Below are 9,040 nucleotides of genomic sequence, written 5' to 3'. Positions count from 1 at the left end.
ACATTGCCGCCTGCGAAGCGGACGGATCGAGCGCGAGCACGCAGGCCTTCGAAGCATCGGTGATGAGGGCCACCGCCCTCGCCTGTTCGGGAACCTGGCCCTGCGTGAAGAGCGAGGTGAACATCCGGTCGAGGTTCTGGCCGACAATGACCTCGACCGCCTTCTTCGCCGTGTTCGGCCCGGATGCTGGCGGCGTATTGACGATGATCGTACCGGAGCCCAGCCCATTTGATGCCGCCGACTGGGTCGCGGCCGCGACGATCGTCGGCTTGTCGGAACCTGAGATCTGTTCGAGCGCGCCGGCGTATGCCGCGGCATCGGCCGTCGCCTGCAGTCTCAGGCTGTTGTAGTACCAATAGGAGGTCTCAATGCCGAGGCCTGCGGCGCCGACCACAATCGGCAAGGTCATAGCGAAGATGACGGCGACGTTTGCGTTCGTACCCCGGCAAAAGCCGTTCGCTGTAAGCCCAACTCGGGTAAAGCAACTGAGGGTCATGAAATAGATTAGAAAACATGCATATATGAACGAAGGGCTAAAAAGTTCGGTTCATTTTTGAGCAGTGATCTATTGGCTTCCAAAACCAGTCTGTTCGTTGGCTGTTCGACCCGCACGCTCAGTGTTTCTTCGGCGTGATCTCCTCGATCCGCACCTTGTCGCCGATCTCCTTAGCGAGCGCGAACGCCTTTTCCTTGTCCTTGGTGGTCAGCACGGTGCGCCAGTGCGGCTTTTCGAACATGCTTACAACGTAAGTAGTTACGGGCTTATCAGGCATCGCTAAAACTTACCTACTGCCCGTGAACCGAGCGACACTCGGGCGCGAAAACCACGGCATAGCCACACACGTGACATTTGAACAAATCGTTCTCACACCTGCCTTGGTCACGCATAGGCTCATGGCTTGCCCGCCATATCCAGCAGCGCGGGCATTGAGGCGTATCGTCTTTAAGGGGCTGATACGTATCTAAGCGGGCACCCGCAGCGAGCTTATTGTTCAGATCGCATTCCAGTTTTGCCTTGGCTTCATCGTGCAGAGCGAGTTTGTGCCGTGTTCGGCCTTCTTCTTCTCATCACCAGAGAGTCCTCCGGCGAGGCGTATTAGTGTTTGCCACTTCGGGCTCTCGTCCGACTCAAGGTTGCGTAGCCTCGACGCGAAACGGACCATTCCAGGCCCTCCAACATTCCAGCGTTCATGTCGCCGCGCGGAACTTCGTGATTTAAGCTATGGGCGTATTAGCAACTGCGCAACTAAGCCTATTGGCGGGACTAAGACTGAAGTCTGACAAGCTACCCAGCCGTAGGACGCCGCAACACGGCCATTTGAATTGCGGCTAGGGCGGGGGCTGAGTACCTACCGCCTATGAACAAGACGAAACTCGCTATCTGGGTTGCGTTGGCGGTGCTGGTGGTGCTGATCGTGGTCGGCATTTACCTGTTTATGCAAGCGGACGCGCCCGATTGGTCATCGCGGATTTGAGGGCCAGCTACCGACTGTACCTTCAATCGAAAGTCGGTTTCCAGTCGCGGTTTCGCCGAGCCTGGATGCCTGCATAGTCAGGAATGCAGGTGAAGAACACCGGCCGGCGGTGGCGACCAGCAGCCTTGCACGACGAGCAGCCAAAGAGCCCGACCAGATCCCAATGCATGGAGCCGTGATCGGGGCCGAGCTTGTCTTTCAGCGCCTGGATGTCGAGCTTTGTCATTTTGCAGCACATTGGGTGCCCGCAATTGACGTACATCGTTTCGCGAGCGGCCAGGGTATCGGCGAGTGTCTTGGACATTGGCGAACTCCGTTTGAAGGGTCGCCGCAACGAGAGGATTATATTCCTCGTATCGATCTCGCTGGCAAGGGCTATGTAGATCGACCAAATCACTCCTTGGCACCGAGAGTGCGAAGCAAAGCACCTATTTCCGAACGTCCTGTTGTGCTCTCCGCAATCATCAGCGGGGTCATGCCCTGATGGGTTCTCGCGCTCAAATCGGCACCGTGGTCGACGAGAAGCTCGACAACCTCTCGTGATCCTTCTCTAGCGGCAAGATGAAGCGGGCTTTCCCCTGTCGGCGCTGCGTTGACGTCGGCCGAATGGTCGAGGAGCAACCTCACTATTTCCTTCTTGTCCGTCAGAATTGCGAAATGCAGTGCCGTATACTTGGCATGCCCATCGACTGCGTCCACGTCAGCGCCGCTATCGAGGAGCAGTTTAGCTATGTCGGCGTACCCCAGTCGCGCCACAAGATGGAGGGGCGTTCGCTCCTCAAAATCTCGGCCATTTGCCTGCGCTCCTCGTTGTAAAAGGAAAGCGACCATTTCCGGTTTGTCGTAGCTCGCTGCAATGTGCAAAGGCTTGTAGCCGGCCGGGGGCTTCACAGCCTCGATATCGGCACCTTTGTCCAGCAGGAAGGCTGCCATTGAAATATCGCCCTGGAGAACGGCCGCGTGTAGCGGCGTTCCCTCGTCGCCTTGTTCGTTCACATCTGCGCCGTTCGTCACAAGACTTTGTACAAGCGCCAGATTGTCCGCCATCGCAGCGTCATACAGGTCGCCAACTTCGGCGCCACCTGCGGCGCACCAAGTCAGAACCATGCCGGCGGCGATCGGAAGTTGCCATCTAACCATAGCGTCCTCCTGAGAATACGGCGTCGCTATCGCCATCTCGCAATTGGCACCGCCAACGTGATCCGAAGCGTGAGTTTCAGCTTGTTCGTTATATCACTCCTCTCGAAAATCCTGCAGCGAGGCATGACGAAGGTCTTCCTCGCCCCGCAAGTGCTTTACGCGCCCAATTAGACCCGGCTTGACCCATTGCGTCGCTGGTCGCTTCATGCCCTTCGGCGCCGCGCCTACGCGCTCCTGGCACGCTCCCAAAGCCGTTCGCGCATCTCCCGGTTCAAGGTGATGAAGGCGCTGCCGACATAGCGGCCGGTGCCCCGCTCTGCCATCAGGGCGAAAGCCGGCTTGCCTGCCTCACGTTCGACGCCAAGCAATTCATATTCGTCGATCGTGTAGCATTTCGCCTTCAGCCAGGCCGTCGAGTTGCCGCTGCGGTATTTACTATCCCGTCGCTTCGAAACCATGCCTTCGAGCCCAGCCTGGTCGACCAGGTGGAAGATTGCCTTGGCCTCGCCGGGCAGCGCCTGGCTGAATTGGATGCGACCGCCTTCCGGGATCATCTTGGCCAGGATCTCGCGTCGGTCTTCAAAGAGGCATGTAGCGGAGGTCGTGGCCGTTCAGGTGCAGGAGGTCGAAGGCCACGAAATACAAGTCTTGCTGGCGCCGGGTGATCGCCTTTCGAAGCGCTGCGAAGTCGGACAGGCCAGCCTCGTTTAGCACCACGATCTCACCGTCGATGATGGCACTTTCGACCTCGAGCAAGGCGGCAGCGGCGGCTAGGTCGCGGTACTCCGACGTCCAGTCTAAGCCGCGGCGGGTGAAGATGTGTACGCCTCCGGCATCCCTGACGATCTGGGAGCGATAGCCGTCAAATTTCACCTCATGCTGCCAGCCTTCCCCCTCGGGCGGCTTCTCGACAAGCGTCGGCATCAACGGCTCTATGAAGGACAACCGGCCGACGCCGGCAGGCTTACGCATGGAACGCCCCGCAACTCGAATTTGATTCAATTTCGCAGAGCTGTTTCCGTTCCGTTAGCTGCCGCTAAAATGTTTGTCGGAACCTTCCGCATAGTCCGCTGTTGGTCGGCAGGAGGTCGGTGAAGTGCGAAACCTGACGGCAGAGCAGTCGCGAGCAGCACGAGGGCTATTAAACTGGTCTCGGGTGCGGCTTGGCGCGAAGTCCAATCTTAGCGAAGACACGATCCGCGAGTTTGAGAACGGCCGCAGAATTCCGGGACCGGGCAACCTCACCCGCATACGACAAGCATTGGAGGCAGCCGGTGTTGTCTTTACCTCTGGACCGCCGTCGCTCTCTGAAGGTGAGGCTAGTGTAGTTGGCTCCAATGAAATGGAGCCCTGAGCCTCGCTAGCGCGCGTTTCCGCTGGCCGCTGTCCTACGCCGCGCGGCTCTGCCGGTTCCCTCATGGCAGTTCCTTTCCGCCTCGCAGGCAGGTTGAAAATAACGGGGTATATCTGAAGACGAGCGTCAGTCGATTGGATGGGGCTATAGTTAAGCCGTCGAAATCCTGTGCAAAATCACGCAGTTACCCTTGTGCGACCGAAGTCTTCGCGGTTAACAATCCGTTAAAATCCCTTTGACTCCGTATATTAGCAGGAACAGGATCAACGCTGGGACCGGGGGATGAGCACCTACAGGGGCACCTCTGTCCGGGTAAGTAGGGTGTAACAGGGGAAATCACATGAAGAAGCTTGTCAGCATGGCCAAGGCATTCCGTGACGAAGAGTCCGGCGCTGCCATGGTTGAATATTCCATCCTCGTCGGTATCATCGCAGCAGCTTCGCTGCTCGCGATCCTCGCCATCGGCGGTTGGGTCGGCGATCAGTTCACCGGTCTTTGCGCCAACCTTAACACCAAGGGTGTCACGGCCGGTGGCGGCGCCGGCGGCGATTGCACACCGTAATGAATAAGGCGCGCCGCCGTCGATTGAACCCGAGCGGCGCGCTCCAACTTGGGTCGGTGCGAGCGATCGCCAGATAGCCAGATAGGTTGGCCTTGGCGTTCGATGAGAACGCTGTTCATTAGCAGTGTCTAAATGTTTTCGATGTAAAGCGGGGGCATGGACAATCTGCTAGACGACCTTGAGCATATTCTGACCGCCCCGCGAAGAGACCGTTTTTGGGGACTGTTTCTCCTGGCGGCTGTAGCCGGTGCAATCGCTACCACCACCGCGGTCGAGGTAAGATTGTGGCTCCAGCCAAAAGCGGAAGTCATCGAGGACGCCGCCACTTCACAACCGAACTTACCGAAGCCTGCCGATTATCGGACATGGCGCAGGGCGTAGCAGTTGCAGCCGGCCCGGCCTATCGCCATCACACGAACGATTCGACCTTGCTCAGGCCATAACTAGTGCTGCCGCCACCGGTTAGATAGCTGGAAACATTCACGGTGCCTGCTTCACTCACGCCGCTCTTGTAGGCGCGCACGCCGGCCATGCGCGAAAGGTCAAATCGCGCATTGCCGATCGTCGCGGCTTCGATGCGCGGAATAAAGCCGATCTCGGGGAGGCTCACAGCGCGTCCCCCAGTTTCTTCCGTAGGGCGATCAAGGAATTGATCTGGCTGTTCAGCGCCAGGATCCGGGCTTTGTCGACATCCCGTGGCGAGTTGGCGGTGATGGCTTCAGCTAGCCGCTCTCTCAGGTCGTCGAGCCTGCTGCAGGCGCAGACGTAATCGATAATTACATCGAACTTTCGTTGCGAAATGTACCGGTTTTGCTCGATTTCCGACCGCAAAAGGCGCCGGAAAACCTGGCGTTCGGCCGGGGTCATCCAGCGCGGCGCCTTGTGTTCCTTGGGTTCGAGCAGCGGTGCGGTCACGTCAGACAGCCCTCAGACTGGCAAAACAGCGTTCGGGCCGAAATAATCAAACGGCGGAAAAAAAATCCGCGCGTAAGAGCACCAGCGGTTCCTGAGGTAAACGCAACTTTCGATTATTGACCCCCGCCCCCTGGCATGGTCGGCGACGGCCGCCGTCCTGAGCTGCAGCCGTCGCCCATGATCCTCTATGCGGGGGCTGTGCATGGGGACCATCTCTCAGTGCTTGGTTGCCTTGAGTGGAGCGATATGCTCCTCGACGAGGTCGATTGCCTTGTCTGCGATCGGCGTCAGTTCCTGTTCGACGAAGGCATCGAGTTTGGCCGGGATCTCGCAAGCGTCGACATCAGGATCTGCCATCAGTCTTTCGGCATATCTTTCCGTAGCCGCTCTGGCTGCGTCGACCAGATCATCGAGTTTCGTGATGATATCCTGCGGCTTCGATGCACCTGCTTTGGCCTGGCGCTCGTGCAGATGTCGAGTGATCGCAGCGGTGAGCAGATCGCGCTCGTGCGGGTTCGGTGCTCGGCCGAGGTGACCGACCAGCGCCTGCACGCATTTCGTCACCACGGTTTGGGCGTACTCGCGGCCGTCGTCGTGTTCCATCGGCGTGCCATTCGTCATTCGGGTTGCTCCTCTGGTCTGGTTTGAGAGGTCGCGCCGGCGCGGTACTCACGTTCGCGCTCGGCATGGCGGGCTATCCTGGCGAGATGCGCTTCGGCCTTGCCGTCGCCGTACATCTTCCGAAGGAGCGCTTCGATAAACGCGGCCTTGTGGGTTTTGAAACGCTGGCGTTCCTCTTCAGTCATGGTGCGCGCCGTCCCTTCCTTTTTTTACGGCCAACGTAAATCTATCGCCGTTGAAGGGGCCGCTGCACTCGACATCGCAGTGCCACAGGCTACCGCCGCGGCTGACCATGTCGCCTGGCAGATAGGTGCGCGAGTGGTCGTGGACGCCGCGGTAGATTGGCATCTTTGTCTGGCTGCGTGCTTCGCGGAGTATGCGGCCGTCCTTCATCCAGCGCCTGAGGACGAACCGGCCGTCATCTTCGAGCACCTCAACAAGGCTACCTTCCAACACGTCGATGAGCCGCTGCTCGAGTTCTGCCAACTTCCCGACGGCATCTATGAATTCGCCTTGGCCTTCCAGTTTTTCGGTTCGAGTGACACGACCGGCGGCGTCCCATCCGACGACGTTCGTCACAGTCTTCACGACGCGTGATTTGAGTTCCAGATCCCCGACGCGATGATCGATCTCACGGAATTTTTCGACCTCGTCGGCCTTGGTTTCCACGTCCGTTAGACGCTGTTGCAGCCCGCCTAAGGTGCTGCCCTGGAGCGCGGCGACGTCGATGAGCCGCTGCTCGAGGTCGCGAAAGCGTTGGTCTGACGCCTGCTCTATGGCCGCGCGAGCATCGGCCCATAACATAGCCACATCAGACACCCGTCGCTCAAGATCGGCGACCTGTGGCCCGAGGGGATGGGCCTCGAGGTCGGAAAGACGTGCCTCCAGTTGGTTTGATTTTTTTGCCTCGATTGCAGCAATGTCGGTAAGGCGCTGCTCGGAATAGTTGTACCGCGTTTCGGCCACGCTCTCAATGATCTGGACGCGGTCTTCTAATTCCATGAACCTGTGAGCTTCCCAAAAGAGCGCTGCCAAGCTTTCGGCTCGCACGATCAGGAGGCTTTCGAGGTCGATCTCGTCGTCGGGAGAGAAACCGTCTTCGGACGCGCTCTTGGCGAGCATGTCGAAATAGTAGTGATCGAAAGCCTGCCGGCGTTCATCGAGAAGATCGTCATTGCCAGCCAGGCGAGCGCCTTTCGGATATTCTGGCTTCGAGAGGCCCTTGATCTCCCATTCCGCTTTGACTTTTGGCGCCGCTGGTGCGGCCGACTTTTCGACATACAGGTCGACATTGTTCTCGAGGTGGAACTGGCGCGCCATCAAGTGCAAGCGCTCGGTCTCGATGACCTTCAGCGCCTGTTTTAACACCGTCGTCAGGGTTTCATCGCGGATGCCGCTGTCGAAGCGCGGAAGCTTCGCTTGGGCCTTTGCCCGAGCCTTCTGCAACTCGGTCAACCGCTGCTGAATCTTCCCCATCTCGATCGCCTTCGTATCGACGACGATCGGCACATCGATCACTGGAGCCGGCAGCTTTTCGGGAGTTAGTGGTTTTGGCTTGCGTTTGGCCATGTCGATCCGTTCAGGCGATTTTCGGAATCATACCTGTTTCGGAAATTGCGCGGCGTGACGCCGTCACTGCTTCGAAGGCTTGCGGCGAGGTGGCCCGATTGACCCATCGCTCCACCGCGGCCCTGATCGCGGCGGGATCGTCACCGTCCCTGGCAGGGAGATCGCCGGCTGCGACGAGGAATTCAGCGAGGTTCACCTGATCCACCTCGATCAGGAGCGCGACCGTGCCGCGCCGCCGGCGATCGCGTAGCCGCCGCATGCGATCGGCGCCGCTCATAGAGCACCCCGAAAACTGTTTTTCTTACGGTTTAGCCAAACTGCGAAGCCCAGCGGTGTCCTGCCCCTGGTGGCGGTGTCTTTCCGATTCCCCCCGGCGTGTGACAGGCTGTAGCCAACCGTGACGGAACCAAATGCAGCCTGAAGATGTTTCGCCTGCCTGAAGTTCAACCGCGCTGAGGTTGTGCCGTGAACCCGACTGAACTGATCGATTTTGGAAGATCGCTGTTCTACGGTCGACATACCGCAAAGATCGCCAAACCGCCTGTTGCGAGAGCGTTTCAAAGAGGCGTCGTCGCCGCTCGCATGGGGATGGAAAGGGACGACAACCCTTATCCGTTCGGGAACGATGACCACATCGATTGGATCGACGGTTATGAGTCCTCGGTCGAAGTAGGTCAGACGATGGATCTCGACTGAGTTCCAAGCGGCGCTGCGATAGGCCGGCGTCATGCAGCGTCCCAACCACCCGTCCGCGATGAACCTGCTTATGATCAGATCCGCGACCGCGCTATCGACGAGATCTTCCGCGTCGAATGTGTCGACGCTGGTCGCGACCGGTCCGTCGATGCTCTCGTCGGCGATCAGGCCGGCAAGCCGCTCCACCTCCGCGGCGATCGCGGCAAGCCCGGCCAGGACTGCAGCGTGGTCCAGGTTGCTCATGCTGTGCGCCCCTTTGCGACAGCGCAAGGTCGGACATCGGAACGAAAGGTGGATTGGCGAATTATTCTACTGCTAGATAATTGGAATCGTCGCCCATGATGATCGCGACCCTCCACCTTGACGGGAACGTTTATCGCGCCGAAAGGCTCGCGCTGCTGAGGCGGCAAATGATCCGGCACATCAAGAGCACTGACGCCTCGGCTCAAAAAGTCGAGCAAGCGCTGGCGAGCTTGGCTGAAGCAAACGCGGACCCTGATCATGCGGCGCTCCGTTTGACGTCCGACCAGATCAGATCGCCGTTGACCATCTTGCGTGCGAAACCGTCGGCATGGGCGAGCCGCCATTGCCGAGCCCGGAACAAGGTATCGGGTCTCGCGCGCGTGTAGGCGTAGGCGCTACCTTGTCTTCCTGGTCTTCGTAGCTGGCCAGCAGGTCGACGGTGTTCGATCTAGGCTCAGCGATCGC

At 59.0% G+C, this 9,040-nt stretch carries 14 protein-coding genes and 1 pseudogene; 3 read left to right on the top strand and 12 right to left on the bottom strand.

Annotated elements, in window-relative coordinates; all coding sequences use genetic code 11:
- The 5 genes and pseudogenes from AC1D2G_RS07685 to AC1D2G_RS07665 form a co-directional block, all read right to left on the bottom strand.
- Nucleotides 1-496, bottom strand: a 496-nt coding sequence (locus AC1D2G_RS07685; RefSeq protein ID WP_477413046.1) for a pilus assembly protein TadG-related protein, incomplete at its 3' end; no start/stop codon positions are given.
- A 118-nt stretch (nucleotides 497-614) separates the two neighbouring features.
- On the bottom strand, nucleotides 615-737 hold the full coding sequence (locus tag AC1D2G_RS07680; RefSeq protein WP_477413044.1) for a hypothetical protein: 123 nt from the start codon (nucleotides 735-737) through the stop codon (nucleotides 615-617).
- Nucleotides 738-1,497: 760 nt separating this feature from the next.
- A complete protein-coding gene (locus tag AC1D2G_RS07675) occupies nucleotides 1,498-1,779 on the bottom strand; it encodes a hypothetical protein (RefSeq protein WP_477413043.1) in 282 nt (93 codons plus the stop codon).
- A gap of 89 nt (nucleotides 1,780-1,868) precedes the next feature.
- Nucleotides 1,869-2,615, bottom strand: coding sequence for an ankyrin repeat domain-containing protein (locus AC1D2G_RS07670; RefSeq protein WP_477413041.1), 747 nt, complete (start codon nucleotides 2,613-2,615; stop codon nucleotides 1,869-1,871).
- Nucleotides 2,616-2,708: 93 nt separating this feature from the next.
- Nucleotides 2,709-3,587, bottom strand: a pseudogene (locus AC1D2G_RS07665) (ATP-dependent DNA ligase).
- A 124-nt stretch (nucleotides 3,588-3,711) separates the two neighbouring features.
- Here AC1D2G_RS07665 and AC1D2G_RS07660 point away from each other — a divergent pair.
- Nucleotides 3,712-3,969, top strand: a complete 258-nt coding sequence (locus tag AC1D2G_RS07660) for a helix-turn-helix domain-containing protein (RefSeq protein ID WP_477413039.1) — start codon at nucleotides 3,712-3,714, stop codon at nucleotides 3,967-3,969.
- A 340-nt stretch (nucleotides 3,970-4,309) separates the two neighbouring features.
- On the top strand, nucleotides 4,310-4,531 hold the full coding sequence (locus AC1D2G_RS07655; RefSeq protein WP_477413037.1) for a Flp family type IVb pilin: 222 nt from the start codon (nucleotides 4,310-4,312) through the stop codon (nucleotides 4,529-4,531).
- 409 nt (nucleotides 4,532-4,940) lie between these two features.
- Here the strand turns inward: AC1D2G_RS07655 and AC1D2G_RS07650 are convergent, their stop codons facing one another.
- The 7 genes from AC1D2G_RS07650 to AC1D2G_RS07620 form a co-directional block, all read right to left on the bottom strand.
- Complete coding sequence (locus tag AC1D2G_RS07650; RefSeq protein ID WP_477413035.1) at nucleotides 4,941-5,141, bottom strand: hypothetical protein; 201 nt, start codon at nucleotides 5,139-5,141, stop codon at nucleotides 4,941-4,943.
- Nucleotides 5,138-5,446 carry a hypothetical protein gene (locus tag AC1D2G_RS07645; protein ID WP_477413033.1) on the bottom strand — a complete coding sequence of 103 codons (309 nt, stop codon included), beginning with the start codon at nucleotides 5,444-5,446 and terminating at the stop codon, nucleotides 5,138-5,140. The genes AC1D2G_RS07650 and AC1D2G_RS07645 overlap by 4 nt, the downstream gene beginning before the upstream one ends.
- 216 nt (nucleotides 5,447-5,662) lie before the next feature.
- Nucleotides 5,663-6,067: a hypothetical protein gene (locus AC1D2G_RS07640; protein WP_477413032.1), complete on the bottom strand. Its 405-nt coding sequence runs from the start codon at nucleotides 6,065-6,067 to the stop codon at nucleotides 5,663-5,665.
- Nucleotides 6,064-6,252, bottom strand: coding sequence for a hypothetical protein (locus AC1D2G_RS07635; protein WP_477413030.1), 189 nt, complete (start codon nucleotides 6,250-6,252; stop codon nucleotides 6,064-6,066). Before AC1D2G_RS07635 ends, AC1D2G_RS07640 begins: the two co-directional genes overlap by 4 nt.
- A complete protein-coding gene (locus AC1D2G_RS07630; RefSeq protein WP_477413028.1) occupies nucleotides 6,245-7,636 on the bottom strand; it encodes a hypothetical protein in 1,392 nt (463 codons plus the stop codon). Before AC1D2G_RS07630 ends, AC1D2G_RS07635 begins: the two co-directional genes overlap by 8 nt.
- Before the next feature lie 10 nt (nucleotides 7,637-7,646).
- Nucleotides 7,647-7,913: a hypothetical protein gene (locus AC1D2G_RS07625; protein WP_477413027.1), complete on the bottom strand. Its 267-nt coding sequence runs from the start codon at nucleotides 7,911-7,913 to the stop codon at nucleotides 7,647-7,649.
- The gene (locus AC1D2G_RS07620; protein WP_477413025.1) at nucleotides 7,910-8,575 is read right to left on the bottom strand and encodes a hypothetical protein; all 666 of its coding nucleotides are present in this window, start codon (nucleotides 8,573-8,575) and stop codon (nucleotides 7,910-7,912) included. Before AC1D2G_RS07620 ends, AC1D2G_RS07625 begins: the two co-directional genes overlap by 4 nt.
- Before the next feature lie 95 nt (nucleotides 8,576-8,670).
- On the opposite strand from AC1D2G_RS07620, the gene AC1D2G_RS07615 reads away from it, so the two are divergent.
- Nucleotides 8,671-8,961, top strand: coding sequence for a hypothetical protein (locus AC1D2G_RS07615; RefSeq protein WP_477413023.1), 291 nt, complete (start codon nucleotides 8,671-8,673; stop codon nucleotides 8,959-8,961).
- Nucleotides 8,962-9,040 lie beyond the last annotated feature (79 nt).

Source organism: Mesorhizobium sp. P2_C7 (assembly GCF_056404515.1).
The sequence above is the reverse complement of the archived record's forward strand: the minus strand, read 5'-3'. Positions and strand labels throughout refer to the sequence as shown.

Bases quoted from the DNA above. Each gene is read 5' to 3' on its own strand.
- AC1D2G_RS07680 (WP_477413044.1), bottom strand. From the start codon at position 737: ATGTTCGAAAAGCCGCACTGGCGCACCGTGCTGACCACCAAGGACAAG.
- AC1D2G_RS07675 (WP_477413043.1), bottom strand. From the start codon at position 1,779: ATGTCCAAGACACTCGCCGATACCCTGGCCGCTCGCGAAACGATGTAC.
- AC1D2G_RS07670 (WP_477413041.1), bottom strand. From the start codon at position 2,615: ATGGTTAGATGGCAACTTCCGATCGCCGCCGGCATGGTTCTGACTTGG.
- AC1D2G_RS07655 (WP_477413037.1), top strand. From the start codon at position 4,310: ATGAAGAAGCTTGTCAGCATGGCCAAGGCATTCCGTGACGAAGAGTCC.
- AC1D2G_RS07640 (WP_477413032.1), bottom strand. From the start codon at position 6,067: ATGACGAATGGCACGCCGATGGAACACGACGACGGCCGCGAGTACGCC.
- AC1D2G_RS07635 (WP_477413030.1), bottom strand. From the start codon at position 6,252: ATGACTGAAGAGGAACGCCAGCGTTTCAAAACCCACAAGGCCGCGTTT.
- AC1D2G_RS07630 (WP_477413028.1), bottom strand. From the start codon at position 7,636: ATGGCCAAACGCAAGCCAAAACCACTAACTCCCGAAAAGCTGCCGGCT.
- AC1D2G_RS07625 (WP_477413027.1), bottom strand. From the start codon at position 7,913: ATGAGCGGCGCCGATCGCATGCGGCGGCTACGCGATCGCCGGCGGCGC.
- AC1D2G_RS07620 (WP_477413025.1), bottom strand. From the start codon at position 8,575: ATGAGCAACCTGGACCACGCTGCAGTCCTGGCCGGGCTTGCCGCGATC.
- AC1D2G_RS07615 (WP_477413023.1), top strand. From the start codon at position 8,671: ATGATGATCGCGACCCTCCACCTTGACGGGAACGTTTATCGCGCCGAA.